Source organism: Brevibacterium daeguense (assembly GCF_021729135.1).
GTDB lineage: Bacteria > Actinomycetota > Actinomycetes > Actinomycetales > Brevibacteriaceae > Brevibacterium > Brevibacterium daeguense.
On record NZ_JAJTWW010000023.1, the window covers coordinates 19097 to 38181 of the forward strand.

The following is a 19085-nucleotide window of genomic DNA, read 5'->3' on the forward strand; positions in this document are numbered from 1 at the left end:
CTCTCAGCACCTCCGCATCTCAGCACTCCTGCATTTCAGTAGCGCGGCATGTCAGTACCGCGGCATGTCCGGCTCGATCTGCCTGGCCCATGCGTCGATCCCGCCGACGACATCGTGCACGGTGATGCCGCGCCGGCTCAGGGCCGCGGCGGCCCGGGCGGAGCGGCCGCCGGCCTTGCAGTAGACGTAGACATCGGCGCCCGCCGGCACCTCGGCGGAGCCGTCGAGCAGCTGGCCCAGCGGGACCAGCCGCGAACCCGGGATCGCGGCCACCTCGGCCTCCCACGGCTCGCGGACGTCGATGAGCTGGAACTCGCGGGCGCCTCGGGCGCGGTCGGCCAGCGCCTCGGTGAGCTCGCGGACGGTGACGGTGGAGCGCAGCCCCGCCCCGATGTCGGACTCGGACTGCGGCCGGTACACGTCCGGGTTCGGGGCCACCGGCACCTGCTCCCACGCGGCGGTCGTCATGTCGTAGATGAGCACCGTCCCGATGAGCGGGGTGCCGTAGCCGAGGACGAGCTTGAGCACCTCGGCGGCCATCGCGACGCCGAGGATCCCGGGCACGACTCCGAGCACGCCGCCCTCTGCGCACGAGGGGACGCTGCCGGGCGCCGGGACGTCCGGGTAGAGGTCGCGGTAGACGGGTCCGCGGGTGGAGTCGAAGACGCTGAGCTGTCCCCCGGACCCGAGCACGGAGGCCCACACGTGCGGGATGCCCAGCAGCGTGCACGCGTCCGAGGTGATGTAGCGGGTGTCGAAGTTGTCGGACCCGTCGACGATGATGTCGTAGTCGCGGAACACCTCGAGCACGGTGTCGCGGGTCAGCCGCGTGCGGTGGGTCCGGACGGTGATCTCCGGGTTGAGGGCGGTGAGCGCCCGCTGGGCCGAATCGACCTTGGCGGTGCCGATGTCGGCCGTCCGGTGGATGACCTGGCGGTGGAGGTTGGACAGCTCGACGGTGTCGTCGTCGACGATGCCGAGCGTGCCGATCCCGGCTCCGGCGAGGTACAGCGCGGCCGGCGCGCCGAGCCCGCCCGCGCCGATGCACAGCACCCGGGCGGCGGCGAGCCGCTCCTGTCCCTCCGCGCCGACTCCCGGCACCGAGGTCTGGCGGACGTAGCGGTCACTCATCGGCGAGTCCCACCCAGGAGTGGTCGCCGGCGGCGTAGCGCTGCTGCTTCCAGATCGGCACCTCGGCCTTGATCGCATCGACTGCCTCCGCCGCGCATGCGAAGGCCTCCGCGCGGTGCGCCGAGGCGGTCGCCACCACCAGCGCGTCCTCGCCGATGGCCAGCGGACCGATCCGGTGGACGGCCACGATGCGCACCTCGAGATGGTCGGCCGCGACACCGCTGACGACGCGCCGCATGATCGCCTCGGCGTCGGGATGGCTGGTGTAGTCGAGGGCGATGACGTCGGTGCGGCCCTCGTCGTGGTTGCGGATGATGCCGCGGAACACGACCGCGGCGCCGGTCTCCGGGGTGGTGACTGCGGCTTGGACGGCCCCGACGTCGATCGCCTCGGTGGTGATGGCGGCGTGGACGAAGGGCCGCGGGATGTTCTCCCCGGGGCGGGTGACGGGCTGCGCGGCGGAGGCGGGGCCGCGGGTGACGGTATCGCTGCCGCGGGTGGCGGATGCGGGGGTGGGGGTGGCGGCCTGCTTCCGGTCGGCTGCCGGGTGGTACGTCACCGGGCCGCCGTCCTCATCCTCGTCCCGGCGCTCCGTCACGGCGGCTTCCGTCAGGAGGCGCGGCGGGTGGTCGCGAACGTCCTCGATCTGCGCCTGGATGTGGTGGATGATCGGGTCGAGCACGGCAATCCCGTCACGGACGCCGCCCTTGGAGCCGGGCAGGTTGACGATGAAGGTCCTGCCGCGGACCCCGGCGACGCCTCTGCTCATCACGGCAGTGGGAACGTGTTTGAGGCCTTCGCTCCACAGGGCGTGCATGATGCCCGGCGTCGGGTAGTCGAGCAGCGGCTGCGTGACCTGCGGGGTCCGGTCGTCCGGGTTGAGCCCCGTCCCGCCGGTGGTGACGACGATCCGCGGCCGGTCGTCCTCGGGCAGCTCCAGGAGCAGGTGGAACAGCGCCTCGGCAACGGGTGGGCCGTCGGCGACGACGATGGGGGCCGGGCAGTCGTAGCCGCGTCCCGACAGCCAGTCGACGAGGAGGGGTCCGGTCACGTCGTCGGCCCGGCCGGCGGCGGCACTCGTCGAGGCGACGATGACGGCGGCGCTGCGGCCCGCCCCGAAGTCGGCCTGCTGATTCGGCCAGTTCGCGGTCATCCTCGGCTCCAGTCCCCGGACACGCCGCCGGCCTTCTCGACCACCCGCGTGGCGGTGATCTGCGCGCCGCGGTCGAGCGCCTTGATCATGTCGTAGACGGTCAGCGCCGCGACCGAGGCGGCCGTCAGCGCCTCCATCTCCACCCCGGTCACGCCCGTCGTCCTGACCGTGGCGCGGATGTGCACGGCGTCGTCGCGATCAGCCGGCCGCGCGAAGTCGACGGTGACGCCGCTGATCGGCAGCGGGTGGCACAGCGGCACGAGCTCCGGGGTCTTCTTGGCGGCCATGATCCCGGCGACGCGGGCGACTGCGAGCGCGTCTCCCTTGGGCAGGTCGCCGTCGAAGATCTGGGCCACGACCTCCGGCCGGGTGGCCACCGTCGACTCGGCCGTCGCGGTGCGGGCGGTGACGGGCTTGTCGCTGACGTCGACCATGTGCGCCGAGCCGTCGGCGCGCACGTGCGTCAGTCGCCCTTCGACGCGGGCGTCGGTGTGACCTGTTCGGTCGCCGGTCGTCATAGCTGGATCCCTTCGAGGACGGTGCCGGCCGGCAGCGGCTGCTCCCCTGCCGGAACGGGGACGAGCACCTCGGCGCGGGCCGCCTCGGCGAGCAGGTGCGAGCTGGTGCCCGGCAGCAGGCGGACATCGTACGGGGCTCCCGAGACGGGGGCGGCTCCCGAGGCGAGGGCAGCTCCCGACGCGAGGGAGGCTCCCGACGCGAGGGAGGCTCCCGAGGCGGAGGCGACTCCCGAGGCGCCCGTCGCCTCGGCATCCCGGGCTCCCGAGCCGTAGACGCCGCGTCGCACCTGCACCTTCACAGGCAGCGGCGCGACCTCCTCGGTGAGCCGCACCGGAACGGTCTGCGGCGGCAGCGTCTGCCACTGCGCCGCCAGCGCGGGCTGGAGGAAGATCACGGCACTGACCCAGGTGCTGACCGGGTTGCCGGGCAGGCAGACGACCGGGACCGTCCCGCCGAGCACGCCCAGCCCCTGCGGGCCGCCCGGCTGCATGGCGACGGAGCCGAAGCTCACCTCCGCGCCGGGCAGCTGGTCCGAGGTGAGCGCGGTCCGCACAACCTCGAAGCGACCTGCGCTGATGCCGCCGGAGGTGAGGACGAGGTCGGGGTCGAGCTCGGCGAGGTCCTGCTGCAGGTGGCCGGCGAAGGCGGCGGGGGTGTCGTCGATGAGGCGCACGCCCACGACCTCGGCGCCGACCCTGGCGAGGAAGCCGGAGAGGATGGCCCCGTTGGCGTCGTAGATCTGGCCGGGCCCTCGGTCGCTGCCGGGCAGGACGACCTCGTCACCGCCGGTGTAGATGAGGACGCGCGGTCGCGGCCGCACTGCCACGGCGGGCAGTCCCGCGGCGGCGAGCGCCCCGAGTGCCACGGCGCTCAGCCGGGAACCTGCCGACAGGAGCACCTCGCCGGCGGTCAGGTCGCTGCCCTGGGGGCGGACGAAGCGACCGGCGGGCGCCTCGGACAGGGTCACGGTCGCGGCGTCGAAGCTGCGCTCGGGTGTCTCCTCGATGGGGACGACGGTGTCGGCGCCGGGCGGGATCGGGGCGCCGGTCATGATCGGGACTGCAGTCCCCGGCGCGAGCGGCTCCGGCCAGACACCGGCGGGAACGGTGGGGCCGACCGGGAGCGTGCCCGGGGTGGATGCGGCCGCGACTGCGAAACCGTCCATCTGCGAGTTGGCGAACGGCGGCAGGTCGATGTCGGCGCGGACCTCGGAGGCGAGCACGCGCGAGTGCGCCTCGGCCAGACGGACCGTCACCTCGGCGCCGGGCGAACGGACGGCGAGGACGTCGAGCACCTGCCCGCGGTGCTCCGCCAGGGTCCGCGGGCCGTCCCACGACTGGTCCTGCGACCGCCTGTCCACGTTCGGTATCGACATACGATCAGCCTAGTGCTCGATCACCAGCTCGGCGAGGTCGAGCCCGAGGTAGGCGGCGTACGCCCGTGCCTGCGTGCGGATCGCTGTGACGATCCGATCCGCCGGCGGCCGTTCGAACGGGATCACGGCGACGCTGACCTGCCGAGCGCCCGGCTTGGCCCGCCAGGTGCCGATCGCCCGCCCCCGGACCAGGACCGCGGGCTTGAAGATCCCGTTCCCGCCGGGCACCACCTTGCCGGCGTGCTCCGCGGGCAGGACTGCGGACCGGTCCGCGTAGCCGAGCAGGACCTCGTCGAATCCCGCCGGGAGCAGCACCTGCCGAGGCGCCAGCCCGGTCGTCGAATCCAGGGCGGGTGCATGCCCCCAGAGTTCGGTTCCCTGGTAGTCGAAGGTCGTGAGCTCGTCGCCGAGCTCCATGGCCGCGGAGCGGATCCAGCGCACCGGAAGCTTGGCCCACCACGCCAGGTCGCTGAGCGCTGCTGGTCCGCGCCCGGCCAGATAGCGCCGCACGATCTCGCGGACGGCACCCTCGGTGTCGAAGCGCCGGGACTCGGTGATCCACTCATCCACCAGCACCAGCTGGTGCTCGCCGCCGGCGAACGGACCGAAGACGAGGGTGCCTTCGAGCGCGAGGCGGCTGATGAGATGAGAACCGCGGCCGGCGGTGGCCAGTCCGCCGTCCTCGAAGGCGTCGAGGAGCCGACGACGGGAGGCGTGCTTCCTCCCACGCAGGAGCTCGGAGGCGAGCGCCCGGGCGGAATCGACGGTCGCCTCGGTGATCCCGAGTTCCGCGTTGCGTCGGGTCAGGCCTCCCAGGGTGCGCGGCCCGGTGAGCTCAAGAATCCACGGCAGGTCGGCTGCCGCGAGGGCGTGCAGGGTGCCGCGGAAGGGCCAGCTGCGGACGAGGCGGCCTGCGGTGAACGCAGCCCGCACCTCCTCGCGAGTGGTACCCGGGGCGCGGACGCCCAGCGCCCACAGAGCACTGCCGAGGTCCTGCCCCTGCCAGGCGAACAGCCGCTCTGCCGCGGCTGCAGGAGTGCCCAGCGCCGGCGCACCGCGTTGGGATTCCTTGCCGCCGGCAGACCGGACGAGGCCCTGGCTGCGCATCCGCAGCCGGAGCAGCTCGGCGCGGGTGAGGGCGGTCGGACCACCGCGTATCAGCGTCATCGGCATGACTGCAGTATGAGGCTGAAGGATCGGCGGGGAGAACCCCGGCGGTCCTCCGACCAACAAGCGGGTGCGCGGATCGAGAGTTGCAGACGATAGTTCGACGATGACAGAGCCTGCACTCCGGAATTCGATTTGGACCGCGCACGGCACGGAGTGCGCGAGTGCGACTTGCTAGACAAATTCTAGTGGGAGTGGGTTATTCGTGCGACGGCTGAAAGAAGACTTTGGTGGCGACGGCCGAATCGACCAGAGCTACCCGAGCTAGAGTGTTGCGCCTCACGCTCAGCGCTCGTTGATCCAAGCGGCCCGCGAATTGTCGAAGCTTAAAAAGCCTTCAAACAGGAGAACGTACATTCCGCTCTCGCTCGAATGTTCGAAACAGACTGCACCTTCGGTAGTCCCGCCAGGAGCCAGATCACCAGCAGACAGTTCGTCGTCCTCACCTGAGAAGGTCGCCATCTGGATGTTGCCATCGGGATATTGCAGGGACCAATCGAGCGAGTTGTAGCTGACCCTTTCGTCGCTGTTGTTTTCGAGCTCGACGATGGAGCACAGGTACTCACCGAGAAAGCCGCTGCGTTCTTCCAATTCGCTTGCAGCCACCGTGACACCGCGGGCCTCGAGAGTGTCCCCTGGGTCACCCACGATGTCATCATCCTGTTGCCCCGAGAATCGCTGTTCGTCCTCAGTCTCCACTGGCTCCGGTTCATCATCGGTCGAAGGCTCCGCCGCTTCGTCGTCAGCTGGAGTCGACGCCGGTTCATCGCCTCCATCTCCATCCTCCGGCTCTTGCTTGAAGGCAACGGCGTCGTCGGTGGTGCTTGACGAGGCACCGGAAGAATCAGACCCACCGCCAATCAAGATTCCTGTCACAACTGACGAGGTAATTGACAAGATGATGGCGAGAGCAGAAGCAACAAGACCGATGACGGTCATCACCTGATTGTTCGCGACGCCCTTCGAAACCCTGACCAGACCGAGGATGCCGAGTATCGCACCGACAATCCCCAAAGGGATCGAGAAGAACAGCCCGAGGAATGGGATGAAAGCGAGTGCAAGACCGATCAGCCCAAGCACCAGCGCCGCAATTCCGAACCCGTTCTTGGGTGCTGTCGGAATGGGTCCAGTCGAGTACCCCGATCCGTTGAACCCGTACTGAGGATATTGGGACGGTCCGTGGGAGTAGGGCGGCTGTGGGTGTGACATAGGAACTCCAGTGGAGATTGAGGCTGCATGATTGCCCAGGCCTTTCTGGGCATCAGATTCATTGTTTGCGAATCACGCCGATATACGAGAGTTTACTTGTGACGTTCCCCATTGTCTTACGCGACGCTCACCCGTCGAGCGTCAATGGTTCGGGAAAGCAGAAGCCCTGCTCCTGCCAACGATCGGATGATCGCCGACAGGGGCAGGACCTGGGAGACGAGGACGAACACAGGATCACTGACCCACTCATCCACCAGCTCAACTCTTTGAGCTCAGAGCTCGTTGATCCAGACTGCACGCGAAGTGTCGAGGCTAAGGAAGCCCTCGAAAAGCAAGACATGGGTGCCGGTTGCATCTGTCGTCTCGAAGCACACCAATCCCTCGGTGGAGCCACCGGGAGCGAGCTCGCCGGCCGAAAGCTCTTCGTCGCCACCCATGATCGTAGTCATTTGAATGTTGCCACCCGGCTCCTGCAGGGACCAGTCCATGGTGTTGTAGCTCAGTCGCTCATCGCCGTTGTTCTCGTACTTCACGTTGGAGCACAGGTAGGTGCCGAAGTCATCGGATTCCTCTTCCAGGGCTCCAGCGGTCACGACCACGCCGCGAGCCTCAAGCGTGTCACCCGCCTGGCCGACGATGTCGCTTTCCTGCTGTCCCGGGAACTGCTCGTTCTCGACAGCAGAACCTTCACCCTGCTCATCCATCGCGGCGCCATCGGAGGACGATCCGGATTCAACGGATTCCGCCACAGCGCCGATGAACGCACCGGTCGCAACAGACGAAGTGATTGCGATGACGATCGCCAGAATCGAGGTGACGAGGCCGAAGATGGACATCACCTTATTGGTTGCTACTCCCTTGGAGACCCGGACGAGACCGAAGATCGCGAGGACGGCACCGATAAGCCCCAGCGGAATCGAGAGAAAGAGGCCCACAAACGGAATGAATGCGAGAGCGATCCCAACCAGTCCGAGCACCAGGGCAGCGATGCCGAGCCCGTTCTTCGGAGAATTCTGGGGAGGACCGGGGTTGTACTGCGGGTAGCCGCCTGGGCTCTGCTGGTTTGTAGCGGGGGGAACGGACATCGAAGCTCCTGATTGGTTCGAAGTAGAAAAGGGAGTACCCGGCAATCACCTGGGAACCTTCTGAGCATAAACTGCTTGATGTTTGAATAGTTAATTTTTCGGAAACTTTAACTTTCGTGGTTCCGTATATTCGGCTGATTTGCGGCAGAGACACCTGTAGACTCGCTGACATGTCGGTACAACTGGGCATCCCCTCAGTGCGACCGGGCGAAGGCGATCCGGAGTCCGTGGCCCGCGCTGTGCAGAAGGAGCTCGGGAACCGGGCGGCGAAGGCGCCGCGCTCGGGTCCGCTGCTCGACCAGTTCGGCCGCGTGGGCGAGGATCTGCGGATCTCGCTGACCGACAAGTGCAATCTTCGCTGCACCTACTGCATGCCCGCCGAGGGCATGCCCTGGATGCCGCAGGACTCCCTGCTCACCCCCGCCGAGGTGCTGCGCCTGGTGACGATCGCCGTCCGCGACCTCGGCATCCGGGAGCTGCGCCTGACCGGCGGTGAGCCGCTCATCCGCCCCGACCTCGAGGTCATCATCGGCCTGCTGCGGGAGCATCACCCTCAGCTGCCGATCTCGATCACCACCAACGGCATCGGCCTCGACCGCCGCGCCGCGAAGCTCGCCGCTGCGGGCCTGACCCGCATCAACATCTCACTCGACACCATCGATGCCGACACCTACGCCGCGCTCGCCCGCCGCAACCGCCTGCAGCAGGTGCTCGACGGCATCACGGCCGCCCAGGCCGTCGGACTGAGCCCGGTCAAGATCAACGCGGTGCTGATGCGCGGCGTCAACGACGACCAGGCCCCCGATCTCCTCGAGTTCGCGCTGCAGCACGGGCTCGAGCTTCGGTTCATCGAGCAGATGCCGCTCGACGGAGCCCACGGCTGGACGCGCACGAACATGGTCACGGCGGCGGAGATCCGCGAGGCGCTGTCCACCCGCTTCCGCCTGCGTCCCGACGAGGAACCCCGGAACGGGGCGCCCGCCGAGCGTTACATCGTCGAGTCGCCGGCAGGTGAGCGCCTGGGCCGGGTGGGCGTCATCGCCTCGGTCACGGAGCCGTTCTGCGCCGCCTGCACCCGCACCCGCATCACCGCCGAGGGCAAGGTCCGCTCGTGCCTGTTCTCGCACGAGGAGTTCGACCTCGGAGCGCTGCTGCGGTCGAGCGCCACCGACGAGGAGATCGGGCAGGCGTGGCGGCAGGCGATGTGGCTCAAGCCGAAGGCCCACGGGATGGGCCATCCCGGGCTCGACAGCGAGGACTATGTGCAGCCGAAGCGTTCGATGAGCGCCATTGGGGGTTGAGATGCTCACCGTTCGATACTTCGCGGCCGCCCGCGCGGCCACCAGCCGGCAGACCGAGGAGATCCCGATCAGCTCGCCGCTGGACCGCGACGATCTCATCCGGGTGCTCGTCGAACGCCATCCCGAGGCGCCGGCCGGCGAACCGGCGCTGTCCACCGTGCTCGCCCAGAGCAGCCTGCTCGTCAGCGGGGTCGCGATGCGACCGGGCACCACGGTCGAGCCGGGAGCCGTCGTCGACGTCCTCCCCCCGTTCTCCGGCGGCTGAGGTGGCGTTCCTGTCCACGGTGGGTGCGGTCGTGCTCGCCGGCGGTCGCTCGCGCAGGCTCGACGAATTCCCCAAGCCGCTGCTGCGCGGTGGTGACACCACGCTGCTCGGACTGACGCTGCGAGCGCTGACCGACATCGGCGTGGCGGCGGACCGGATCGTCGTGGTCGGCCCGCCGAATGTCCTCACCGGCTCCGGGTTCCGGGACCTGACCGTAGTCCGCGAGGACCCGCCGTTCGCCGGTCCGGTCGCTGGCATCGCCGCCGGGTTCGAGGCGCTCGCCGCGGACGTGGCGCTGTCCGGCATGGCGGCCGCCCGCGGCGGGCAGCGCGGTCACCTGGAGTTCGTGCTCACGCTCGCCTGCGACATGCCGAACCTGGAGCCGGGGGTTCGCGCCCTCCTGGACGCCGCTGCCGCGGCTGGTCCGGCTTCCCCACCCGCACCCGAGGCGTGGGTCGGCGTGTCCCGGGCATCCGCGCCCGGCGAGGAGGAACGGGTGGAGAACCTCATGAGCCTGCACCGCGCCTCGGCACTGGCCGACGCGCTGCGCGGGCTGGACCCGGAGGGGATGTCCGTCCGCGCCCTGCTGTCGCGGCTCACCGTCGCCCATGTCGATCTCCCCGCAGGCGCGGCGGCGGACGTCGACACGTGGGCGGACGCCGAACGGCTGGGGCTGCACTCGCCGCAGGAGAAGCAGGCGCAGGACACGGAGCAGGTGCAGGGCGAGCAGTCGCAGGAGAGGCACGGGTGAGCCGCGAGGCCGTGCACCGCTGCGGCAGCCCCGATTGGGAGCAGGCGATGGCCATCGCGGCCGCCCAGCCCGCTCCCCTGCCGATCGTCGAGGCGCCGCTTGCCGAATGCCCCGGTGAGGTGCTCGCCCGCACAGTCCATACGCCGATCCCGATCCCGCACTTCGATTCCTCTGCGATGGACGGCTTCGCGGTCGCAGGACCACCGCCGTGGACGCTCGAGAACGAGCTGCCCACTGAAACCGGGTCGATGGCGAGAGCGGAGGTGCCGGCTCTCGGAGCAGGCCGGGCCAGGGTGATCGTGACCGGCGGGCCGGTGCCGGCCGGCGCCTCCGGCATCGTCCGCCGAGAGTATGCGCAGGCCACCGGTGATCGCCTGGACCTGATCGCCGGCTGCCCCGACACGGAGCTGGAAACCGGGCGCCACATCCGGCGGGCGGGCCGCGAATCCGCGCTCGGCGAGGCGGTCGCCACGGCCGGAACTGTGCTCACTCCCGCACACATCGCCTACGCCGCGGTGGCAGGCTTCGACACCCTCCCGGTTCGGCGCCGGGCACGGGTGGCGGTGATCCAGACCGGGGACGAGGTGCGAGGAACCGGCATTCCGGCTGCCGGCGAGGTGCGCGACGCCTTCGGCCCCCAGCTTCCCGCATATGTCCGGCTGCTGGGCGGCGATGTGGTCTCGCAGGTCCGGATCGGCGACGATGCCGCCCAGACCCGAGCCGCGATCGAGGCGGTGTCGGGCGGCAACGCGGTGGACCTGGTGCTGACGACGGGAGGCACCGGGCGGTCCGCGGCCGACCATGTGCGCCGGGAGGTCGAGGCGCTGGCGGACGAGGTGCTGTTCGGCGAGCTCGACATGCGGCCGGGGCATCCGACGATGTTCACCCGGCTGCCGGGGGCGGCCTGCTGGCAGGTGGGGCTGCCCGGCAATCCGCTGGCGGCGATGGTGGCGATGCGGGTGGTCGTCCAGCCCTTCATGCGCACACTGCGCGGCCTGCCCCCCGAGGTGATCGAGACGGTGCGCCTGGCCGATGGCGCGCCAGGGGCGCGGGTCCAGCGCCTCACCCCGGCGCGGCGCAGCGGTCGGCCGGGCGTGACCCTTGGCGATGCCGGTGCTGCCGGAACCGACCAGACCGGCGCAGCAAGTGGAGCGTGGGAGCTGTGCGACAAGACCGGTCCCAACATGCTGCGCGGGCTGTCCCATGCCGACGGGCTCGTGGTGCTGCCGGCGTCGCCGGTTGCGCCCCGCGGAAGCGTCAGCTGTCTCCGACTCCCGTGGACCACCTGAACAGGTCGCGCAGCACGACCGAGAACCGGTGGTTCTTCCGCAGATGCGCAGCTAAACTGCAGACGACGACTCAGATGCGGAACGCCGGCGAGTGGCAGCTCGCTTGACGCCGGTTGGCCGGCACCGGCTTCCGCGCAAACCGAGGTGCCGATCCGCCATCCGAAGGAGCACCATGAAGCGCTGGCCCGCACTCACCGCCGCGGCTCTGCTGCTCGCAGGAGCCTCCGGGTGCGGCGGCAGTGGAAACGCTGCCGACAGGGGATCAGGGGACAGCCACTCCGCCCTCCGAGTCTTCGCGGCGGCCTCCCTCACCGCGACCTTCACCGAACTCGCCGACGTCTACGAGCAGGAGAACCCGGGCACGACGGTCGAACTGAACTTCGCGGGTTCCTCGGATCTCGTCTCCCAGATCCAGGAGGGAGCGCCCGCTGACGTCATCGCCACGGCCGACGAGCCGAACATGACCCGGCTCACCGACGAGGATCTGCTCGCCGAGGCGCCGCAGGTCTTCGTCACCAACTCCCTGACGATCGCCGTGGCCCCGGGGAACCCGCTGGGCATCAGCGGACTGTCCGACCTCGCCGCCGAAGACATCACGACCGTGGTCTGCGCGGTCCAGGTCCCCTGCGGCACCGCCTCGGCTCAGCTCCTCGACAGGGCGGGGGTGGAGGTGTCTCCGGTCAGCGAGGAGAACGCCGTGACCGGGGTGCTCTCCAAGGTCGCGACGGGCCAGGCGGACGCGGGCCTGGTCTACACCACCGACGCGGCCGCCGAGGGCTCGGGCGTTCAGGCCGTCGATCTCCCCGAGTCCGCCTCAGTGCTCAACCGCTACCCGATCTCCGCGCTGCAGGCTGCAGCCGACCCGGAGGCCGCCGCCGAATTCGTCGACTTCATCCTGGCGGACTCCGCTCGCGGAGTCTTCGACGAGGCAGGCTTCGGCGTCCCGTGAGGAGCTCGCAGACCTATCAGCCGGGCGTTCCGGCGTGGCTGATTCCGATTGCCGTGGTGGCCGCGGCCGTGGTGCTGCTGCCGCTGGTCGGCATGCTCGCACGCCTTCCGATGGGCCAGTTCCTCTCCCTCATCACCTCGGTCCCCTCGCTCGAGGCGCTGCGGCTGTCCCTCATCACCGCGAGCTCGGCGGCCGTGCTCTGCGTGCTCCTCGGAGTTCCCCTGGCGGTGACACTGGTCCGCATCGAGTTCCCCGGCAGGCAGCTTGCGCGCGCGTTCGTGCTGCTGCCTCTCGTGCTGCCACCGGTCGTGGGCGGCCTGGCCCTGCTGTACACCTTCGGCAGGCGGGGGGTGGTGGGCGCACCGCTCTCGGCGGTGGGGATCGACATCGCCTTCAGCACGATCGCGGTGGTGCTGGCGCAGATCTTCGTCTCGATGCCGTTCGTCGTCATCACGATCGAGAGCGCGCTGCTGTCGATGGGCACCAAGTACGAGATCGCCGCGGCGAGCCTGGGCGCCTCGCCGTGGCGCTCGCTCCTCATGGTCACCGTACCGTCGCTCATGCCGGCGATCCTGTCCGGCGGGATCCTCGCGTTCGCGCGTTCCCTGGGCGAGTTCGGCGCCACCATCACCTTCGCCGGATCCCTGCAGGGGGTGACCCGCACACTGCCGCTCGAGATCTACCTGCAGAGGGAGGCGGATCCGGATGCGGCGATCGCGCTGTCGGTGCTGCTGGTGCTCATCGCAGTGGTCATCGTCGCGTCCGTCTACCGCCTGCCCGCCCGCTACCGGGGTCTGCGGCCATGAGCCGGGGCCAGGGGCACCCGCGGAAGCCGGAGGGAACCGTGCCCGCGTCCGAGCAGGCGCCCGCAGCCGAGCAGGCGTCAGCAGCCAAGCAGGCGCCCCCATCCGAGCAGGCGTCAGCAGCCGACCTGCGAGTGTTCGCCGAGGTGCCCGAGCGGGACGTCGCCGCGGACCTCACGGTGCCGGCCGGCACCATTCTGGGCCTGGTGGGGCCGAACGGGGTCGGGAAGTCGACGGTGCTGCAGGTGATATCGGGACTGCTCATCCCCGCTGCCGGCGAGGTCAGCGTGGGTGCTCGCATTCTCACGCGGGTGCCCCGTGACGCGGGAGCGAGGCGGGTGTTCGTGCCTCCGCACCGGCGGGGCGTCTCCCAGCTGCTGCAGGACCCTGCCCTGTTCCCCTCGATGACCGCCCGTGACAACGTGGCGTTCGGCCTGCGGGCAGCGGGGTTGCGGAAGGCCGCGGCGCGCGACCGGGCCTCCGAGCTGCTCGCCGACATGGGCATCGCTCAGCTGGCCGACCGCAAGCCCCACCAGATGTCGGGAGGCCAGCAGGCGCGCACCGCGATCGCCCGCGCGGTCGCGGCCGGACCGGACGTCATCCTGCTCGACGAGCCGTTCGCCGCGGTGGACGCCGAGGCGGTTGCGGAGTTCCGGGAGACGGTGCGCCGGGCCCTGGCCGGGCACACCGTCGTCCTGGTGTCGCATCAGGCGGGCGACCTGTGGGCCCTCTGCGACCACATCGCGGTGATGAGCAGGGGCCGCATCGCGCAGACAGGGTCGGTCGACGCGGTGCTCGGCGATCCGAGTTCGCAGTTCGTCCGGCGCCTGCTGGGATGAGGTGCGAAGCCGCTCAGAGCACCACTTCGATGAGGCGCGGGCCGCTGTCGCTCAGTGCGGCTTCGAACGCCTTCGACAGCTCCTCGATCGTCTCCACTCGCTGAGCCGGCACTCCCATTCCCTGCGACACCGCGACCCAGTCGATCACGGGGCTGCCGATGTCGAGCAGCGATTCGGCCTTGGCGCCGAAGTCGTGCACGCCGACGTTGTGCATCTCGTTGCGCAGGATCTGGTACTTCCGGTTCGCGAAGATCAGGCTGACGACGTCGAGTCCTTCCCGTGCCATCGTCCACAGCGCCTGCGGCATGTACATGCCGGAGCCATCGCTCTCCAGGGCGATGACCTTGCGATCGGGGCACGCGATCGCCGCTCCTGCGGCCAACGGCAGCGCCCAGCCGATCGCACCGCCGGTCGGGGTGAAGTAGTCGTGCGGCTGAGCGTTCATCGTGGCCTCGAAGAAGCTCCTGCCGGTGGTGACGGACTCGTCGAGCACGATCCCGTTCTCCGGGATCGCGCTGCCCAGCCAGGCCGCCAGCTTGTCGGCGGTGATCGTGCCGGTCGGCAGGGCCGGCGGCGCCAACCGGGAGGGAGTCGACGGCGCGGCAGCAGCGCCTTCCCCCAGGACTGCCGAGCACAGCGCCTCCAGGGCCGCCACGGAGTCGGCCTCCGGCTTGCTCACCTCGTAGAAGGTGGTGCCGGCTGCGGTGAGCACGCTCGATTTGTCCGGGTAGGCGAAGAACGCCACCGGCGCCTTGGAGTCGACGATCACGAGCGCGTCGAACCGACTCAGGAGCTGCTGGGCAGCGTCGACCGGATAGGGGACACGCATGGTCGCGTGGCGGCCGGCACCCCGTTCCGTGCGCGGGGCGAAGGTGTCCGAGAGCAGGGTGGCACCGGTCGCCTGAGCGATCTTCCCGGCCAGCGCGAGCTGTTCGGCGCGCAGGGCGCGCCCGCCCAGCAGGATCGCCGTCCGCTTCCCGTTGATCCGCAGGTTCCGCGCGGCGGCCTCGATGACGCATTCATCGATGGCGATCTCCGGCAGCGGCTGAGCGGTCGGAGGGGTGGTGTAGGCGGCGGCGGTGCTCCACGCGGTATCCGCGGGGAGGATGAGCGAGGCGATGCGCCCGGGCCGGCTGACACCGATCGCGTCAGCGGCGTCCTGGGCGATCGTGTTCGCCGACGGCGAGGTGCGCACCCAGTGGCTGAACGGCCGCGCCGCACCCTCGATGTCCGAGGTCAGCGGGGCGTTGAGCGCTCGGTGGTAGCCGGCGTGATCGCCGATGATGTTGACCATCGAGGAGCGTGCCCGCAGCGCGTTGTGCATGCTGGACAGGCCGTTGGCCATCCCCGGGCCCAAGTGCAGCAGGGTGGCAGCCGGCCTGTCGGTCATGCGCGCGTAGCCGTCTGCGGCACCGGTGACGACTCCTTCGAAGAGCCCGAGGACTCCGCGCACGCCGGGGCTGCGGTCGAGGGCCGCGACGAAGTGCATCTCCGAGGTGCCCGGGTTGGCGAAGCAGACGTCGATCCCGTTGTGTTCGAGGGTCTCCAGCAGGCTTTCTGCACCGTTCACGTAATCCTCCGATCAAGACCAGGCGACTGGTGTCGCGTCCGATCCAACGTAACACCCGGTCAGCGCAGGGCGAGCGCGTCGTCGTCGGGGAGGAGCGCCGAGCGTGAGGACGCCGACTCCAGCAGGCCGATGTAGCCGGAGACGAGGTCGAGAGTCTTCACGCTCGACGGCACGGCCAGCTCCAACTGGGGCGACTGGACGAGGAAGGCCGCGCACTGCGCCCGCGAGATCGCCACGTTGAGTCGGTTGCGGGAGAACAGGAAGTCGAGTCCGCGCGGAACCTCCGACGCAGCCGAGGTCGTCATCGACATGATGGCGATGGCGGCCTCCTGGCCCTGGAACTTGTCGACGGTGCCGACGGGAGTCGCTCTCAGACCTGCGGCATCGAGCTCCTCGCGGATGGTATTGACCTGTGCGTTGAAGGGAGCGACGACGATGATGTCCGCGGGTTCGAGGAGCCGTTCGGCCACCCCGGTGTCGGTGACCTCGGCGAACCTGCGGCCGACGGCGTTCCTGACGATGGCCACGACCGCGGCGGCCTCCTCCTCGGACAGGGTCGTGCTGCCGAAATGCTCGACGTCGATGACGTGGAGGCCCGGGGCGACTCCTTCGACGGTGCGCGCGGGGGCGCAGGAGTCCAGCCGGGATTCGTAGGACAGCCGCGACACCGGGTGGGTGACCTCCGAATGCATGCGGTAGCTGCGCGGCAGGAAGTACCCGAACTCCGGCGGGAGCACGTCGTGGCCGTCCGACAGCCAGCCGAGCGCTGAGCGGTCGACCGGTTCCGGATGGGCTGCCTGAGTGACATTGGGCAGCTGCTGGGGATCGCCGAGCAGCAGCAGCCGCGGGGCGAGGGTGGAGATGGCGATCATGTCCGGCAGGGCGTACTGGCCGGCCTCGTCGATCACCACGAGGTCGAAGTCGCGGTCCTGCCCGGCCATCCACGAGGTGCCGCCGACGAGGCATCCGCCGGGCTGCTCATCGACGTGGGCCCACAGCTTCTTCCAGTCGGCGAATCCTGTCCAGCCGCAGTGATTGGTCCCCTGGAGGTCGGGATCGCTCGTCTTCTTGAGCAGCTTCTCCGCCGGCACCCCGCGCTTGGCGACTGCGGCCAGGAAGTTCTCCGCCACCGCGTTCGACTGTCCGGTGACCGCCACCGTCCAGCCGGCTGCGATGAGCGCGGCGATGACGTGCGAGCCGGTGAAGGTCTTGCCCGTTCCGGGTGGGCCCTGAACCGCGAGGTAGGAGTTGTCCAACGAGCGCAGGGTGGTGAGGATCGCCTCGGCGGCGCCGTCCGCGCCGGCCGGTGCGATGGCGCCGCGCGGAGGGCGCCGGACCAGAAGATCGAAGGCGGGGTCCCTGATGTCGGCTGTCGGCATGCCGAGGATCTTCGGTGCCCAGCGCTGCTGGATCGCCGCGAGTTTCGCCTGAGCGGACGGCCCCTCGGTGGGCGTCAGCGCCACCGGCAGGTCCTCGAACGGCTCCTTCTTGGGGCCGACCTTGACCTCCACGAGCAGCTGGGTGTCGGCGACCGCGTGGCCGATGTCAAGCACCGTCGCCTTGCAGGCTGCGCGGCCGCCCGGGACAGGAGACCACAGCGCGGTGGAGGCGGACGGGTCGAAGATCGCGTACATCGCCGTGCCCGGCGACAGCTTGCTGCCCGGACCGAACTGCCCCGTGAGCCGCAGCGTGCGCGCCTGCGATTTCTTGACCGGATGCCAGTCCTCGACGACCTCGGCGTGCGCGGCGGTGAAGACGTCGCGGGCGTCCGCCCAGTCGTCGATGGGCGCAGTCAGCCGTGAGAAGTGCTCCTGCCAGAAGGTCTTGGCCTCCCGCTCGTAGTACAGGAGCGACGCCCGGCCCAGTGCCAATGCCGTCTCCTCCGCCGTGCGATTGAGCGGGTCCGTGCCGGCGAGCGCGGAATCGAAGCCGGCGAGCAGCGCCTGATTCTCCTCGTTCGCGCTTTCCCGGGCGGCCTCCTGCGCGGCCGCCGCCTCTGTCGCCTGCTCGGGCAGTTGCGGGGGGACGCCCGCGTCCCGGGCCAGGTCGAGCAGCCAATCGCGCAGCCGCAGCGTGGACCGGCAGTCGTACTCGTTGTAGTCGGCGATCTCCGCCAGCATCTTCCCGGCCCGGGCGGTGTCCCCGGCGCTGCGCACGAGCATGGCCTCCGCGTAGGCGTCGATGCTCGCGGCGGCGTCCGTCACGCCGTCCTCGTCGCGGAGGTCGGCGCCCATGTACAGCGGTTCGAGCTTCTTGATCGAATAACTGCGCGATCCCACCCGCAGCGCCTGCCGCACCACCGGGTAGAGGTCGACGAGCACGCCCCGGCGCAGCAGGTCGTCGACCATGTCCTCGCCGTACTCGTGCCGGCCTGCCAGCGAGAGCAGATGCGTCTTCTCATAGGGGGCGTAGTGGTAGATGTGCAGATTCGGATTGGCCTGCAGCCTGCGTTCGACGTCCGCGAGGAAGTCGATCAGCGCCTGCCGCTCCTCATCCAGGTCGTGAGCCCAGTAGGAGGTGAATCGCTCTTGGGTGTCGACGTAGCCGAACAGGTAGTCGAGGCCCCATTGGCCCCGTTCCTGATACAGGGGGTCGCCTTCGAAGTCGAAGAAGATGTCGCCGGGGTCCGGCTGGGGCAGCAGCCGGAAGTGCTCCGGGTCGATGACCTCGAAGACGGGCGGGACCGCGACCGGTGAGCCCCCGGCGGCCTCCCCGGCACCGGGCGATCCGCCGACACCGCCTCCCGCAGCATTCTCCGAGGCGATCTGCAGACGCGCCTGACGGTGGAGGTTCTGCACCGTGTCCCGGCCGATCCCGCGCACGCGGTCGAGCTGCTCCGGACCGGCTGCCGCGAGCGCGTCGATCGTCGGGATGCCGGCGGCGCGGAAGGCGGCGCGCTGGGAGACACGGAGTCTGGCGACGAGGACGAGATCGCGGTGCTCCTCCGCGGCGGACGCGCACAGTGAGCACCGCCCGCAGGCGGCGAACTGCTCGTCGCCCCACTCCACCGGAGCCGAGGCGGTCTGCCGCAGAGTGATCGCGTCGCGCAGCGCCGCTCGCTGCGAGCGGTAGACCGGAGCGATCCGGCGGGTGTCATGGGCGGATTCGGTTCCGTCGCCGAGGACGAGGACCGCCCACGGCGAGACCGGGATCCCGGCCTGCTCAAGCCAATCGACGTAGGCTGCGACCTGGATGAGCGCAGAGACCTTGGCGGAGAGCGCGAGCTTAGTGTCGAGGACCCGGTACCGATCGTCATCGTCGAGGACGAGGAAGTCCGGTCTGCCCTCGAATCCCGACGAGGAGAAGACTGGCTGATAGATGACGCGGGCGCCGGATTCGAAGGCGTCCATGGTCGCAGCACGGCTGCCCGGGTTGTCCCGGGTGAACTCGATCATGCTGCCGGGGTGCTCGCGTCGGAGCTGCGCACGGTAGCGCGCTTCGTGCTGAGCGCCCAGGCGTGCGGTGCGCTCGAGCATGGCATCCGCATCTGTCCCCACGGGATCGGTCAGCCCGAGAATGCCGTCGAGATGGCGGATGACTGCCCATTGGCAGTCCATCCAGGAGCACACGTCCGACGGGGAGATGGTGATGCCTGCAACTGTGCGCTTCATGCCGCTCCTCTGCGCGCGGGTGACCGGTCGTCATCATTCTTGCGCAGACCACGGACACGGGGCACGAC

The 19085-nt window shown here is 69.8% G+C and carries 16 protein-coding genes; 7 read left to right on the top strand and 9 right to left on the bottom strand.

The annotated features are described in order from the left end of the window. Nucleotides 1-51 precede the first annotated feature (51 nt). From LXN01_RS14800 to LXN01_RS14830, 7 genes are all read right to left on the bottom strand, one after another. A complete protein-coding gene (locus LXN01_RS14800; protein WP_236866379.1) occupies nucleotides 52-1131 on the bottom strand; it encodes a ThiF family adenylyltransferase in 1080 nt (359 codons plus the stop codon). Beyond that, the gene (locus tag LXN01_RS14805) at nucleotides 1124-2284 is read right to left on the bottom strand and encodes a molybdenum cofactor biosynthesis protein MoaE (protein WP_236866381.1); all 1161 of its coding nucleotides are present in this window, start codon (nucleotides 2282-2284) and stop codon (nucleotides 1124-1126) included. Before LXN01_RS14805 ends, LXN01_RS14800 begins: the two co-directional genes overlap by 8 nt. Next, nucleotides 2281-2802 carry a cyclic pyranopterin monophosphate synthase MoaC gene (moaC, locus tag LXN01_RS14810; RefSeq protein ID WP_272902531.1) on the bottom strand — a complete coding sequence of 174 codons (522 nt, stop codon included), beginning with the start codon at nucleotides 2800-2802 and terminating at the stop codon, nucleotides 2281-2283. Before moaC ends, LXN01_RS14805 begins: the two co-directional genes overlap by 4 nt. Next, complete coding sequence (locus tag LXN01_RS14815; RefSeq protein WP_236866383.1) at nucleotides 2799-4178, bottom strand: molybdopterin molybdotransferase MoeA; 1380 nt, start codon at nucleotides 4176-4178, stop codon at nucleotides 2799-2801. Before LXN01_RS14815 ends, moaC begins: the two co-directional genes overlap by 4 nt. Before the next feature lie 9 nt (nucleotides 4179-4187). After that, nucleotides 4188-5351 carry a winged helix DNA-binding domain-containing protein gene (locus LXN01_RS14820; protein ID WP_236866385.1) on the bottom strand — a complete coding sequence of 388 codons (1164 nt, stop codon included), beginning with the start codon at nucleotides 5349-5351 and terminating at the stop codon, nucleotides 4188-4190. A 279-nt stretch (nucleotides 5352-5630) separates the two neighbouring features. After that, nucleotides 5631-6554 (bottom strand): DUF4190 domain-containing protein, encoded by a 924-nt coding sequence (locus LXN01_RS14825; protein ID WP_236866387.1) that lies wholly within the window; start codon nucleotides 6552-6554, stop codon nucleotides 5631-5633. Nucleotides 6555-6826: 272 nt separating this feature from the next. Continuing rightward, a complete protein-coding gene (locus tag LXN01_RS14830; protein WP_236866389.1) occupies nucleotides 6827-7639 on the bottom strand; it encodes a DUF4190 domain-containing protein in 813 nt (270 codons plus the stop codon). A 170-nt stretch (nucleotides 7640-7809) separates the two neighbouring features. Between LXN01_RS14830 and moaA the strand changes: the two genes are divergently transcribed. The 7 genes from moaA (at nucleotide 7810) to LXN01_RS14865 (ending at nucleotide 13836) form a co-directional block, all read left to right on the top strand. Continuing rightward, a complete protein-coding gene (gene moaA / locus LXN01_RS14835) occupies nucleotides 7810-8940 on the top strand; it encodes a GTP 3',8-cyclase MoaA (RefSeq protein ID WP_236866391.1) in 1131 nt (376 codons plus the stop codon). Nucleotide 8941: 1 nt separating this feature from the next. Continuing rightward, entirely contained in the window at nucleotides 8942-9205 is a 264-nt protein-coding gene (locus LXN01_RS14840) for a MoaD/ThiS family protein (RefSeq protein WP_236866394.1), read from the top strand. A gap of 1 nt (nucleotide 9206) precedes the next feature. Beyond that, the gene (mobA, locus tag LXN01_RS14845) at nucleotides 9207-9956 is read left to right on the top strand and encodes a molybdenum cofactor guanylyltransferase (protein ID WP_236866397.1); all 750 of its coding nucleotides are present in this window, start codon (nucleotides 9207-9209) and stop codon (nucleotides 9954-9956) included. Beyond that, nucleotides 9953-11245 (top strand): molybdopterin molybdotransferase MoeA, encoded by a 1293-nt coding sequence (locus tag LXN01_RS14850; protein ID WP_236866399.1) that lies wholly within the window; start codon nucleotides 9953-9955, stop codon nucleotides 11243-11245. The genes mobA and LXN01_RS14850 overlap by 4 nt, the downstream gene beginning before the upstream one ends. 172 nt (nucleotides 11246-11417) lie before the next feature. Further along, a complete protein-coding gene (gene modA, locus LXN01_RS14855) occupies nucleotides 11418-12194 on the top strand; it encodes a molybdate ABC transporter substrate-binding protein (RefSeq protein ID WP_236866402.1) in 777 nt (258 codons plus the stop codon). Beyond that, the gene (locus tag LXN01_RS14860; protein ID WP_236866404.1) at nucleotides 12191-13000 is read left to right on the top strand and encodes an ABC transporter permease; all 810 of its coding nucleotides are present in this window, start codon (nucleotides 12191-12193) and stop codon (nucleotides 12998-13000) included. The genes modA and LXN01_RS14860 overlap by 4 nt, the downstream gene beginning before the upstream one ends. A gap of 38 nt (nucleotides 13001-13038) precedes the next feature. Then, on the top strand, nucleotides 13039-13836 hold the full coding sequence (locus LXN01_RS14865) for an ABC transporter ATP-binding protein (protein ID WP_236866406.1): 798 nt from the start codon (nucleotides 13039-13041) through the stop codon (nucleotides 13834-13836). Nucleotides 13837-13849: 13 nt separating this feature from the next. On the opposite strand, the gene LXN01_RS14870 is transcribed toward LXN01_RS14865, so the two are convergent. Both LXN01_RS14870 and LXN01_RS14875 read right to left on the bottom strand, forming a co-directional pair. Further along, on the bottom strand, nucleotides 13850-15406 hold the full coding sequence (locus LXN01_RS14870; protein ID WP_236866408.1) for an acetolactate synthase large subunit: 1557 nt from the start codon (nucleotides 15404-15406) through the stop codon (nucleotides 13850-13852). Nucleotides 15407-15465: 59 nt separating this feature from the next. Further along, nucleotides 15466-19017 (bottom strand): TM0106 family RecB-like putative nuclease, encoded by a 3552-nt coding sequence (locus LXN01_RS14875; RefSeq protein ID WP_236866410.1) that lies wholly within the window; start codon nucleotides 19015-19017, stop codon nucleotides 15466-15468. Nucleotides 19018-19085 lie beyond the last annotated feature (68 nt).

Coding starts and splice junctions, on each gene's coding strand:
- LXN01_RS14800 (WP_236866379.1), bottom strand. CDS start 1,131: ATGAGTGACCGCTACGTCCGCCAGACCTCGGTGCCGGGAGTCGGCGCG.
- LXN01_RS14805 (WP_236866381.1), bottom strand. CDS start 2,284: ATGACCGCGAACTGGCCGAATCAGCAGGCCGACTTCGGGGCGGGCCGC.
- modA (WP_236866402.1), top strand. CDS start 11,418: ATGAAGCGCTGGCCCGCACTCACCGCCGCGGCTCTGCTGCTCGCAGGA.
- LXN01_RS14830 (WP_236866389.1), bottom strand. CDS start 7,639: ATGTCCGTTCCCCCCGCTACAAACCAGCAGAGCCCAGGCGGCTACCCG.
- LXN01_RS14825 (WP_236866387.1), bottom strand. CDS start 6,554: ATGTCACACCCACAGCCGCCCTACTCCCACGGACCGTCCCAATATCCT.
- LXN01_RS14815 (WP_236866383.1), bottom strand. CDS start 4,178: ATGTCGATACCGAACGTGGACAGGCGGTCGCAGGACCAGTCGTGGGAC.
- LXN01_RS14820 (WP_236866385.1), bottom strand. CDS start 5,351: ATGCCGATGACGCTGATACGCGGTGGTCCGACCGCCCTCACCCGCGCC.
- LXN01_RS14840 (WP_236866394.1), top strand. CDS start 8,942: ATGCTCACCGTTCGATACTTCGCGGCCGCCCGCGCGGCCACCAGCCGG.
- LXN01_RS14875 (WP_236866410.1), bottom strand. CDS start 19,017: ATGAAGCGCACAGTTGCAGGCATCACCATCTCCCCGTCGGACGTGTGC.
- moaC (WP_272902531.1), bottom strand. CDS start 2,802: ATGACGACCGGCGACCGAACAGGTCACACCGACGCCCGCGTCGAAGGG.
- moaA (WP_236866391.1), top strand. CDS start 7,810: ATGTCGGTACAACTGGGCATCCCCTCAGTGCGACCGGGCGAAGGCGAT.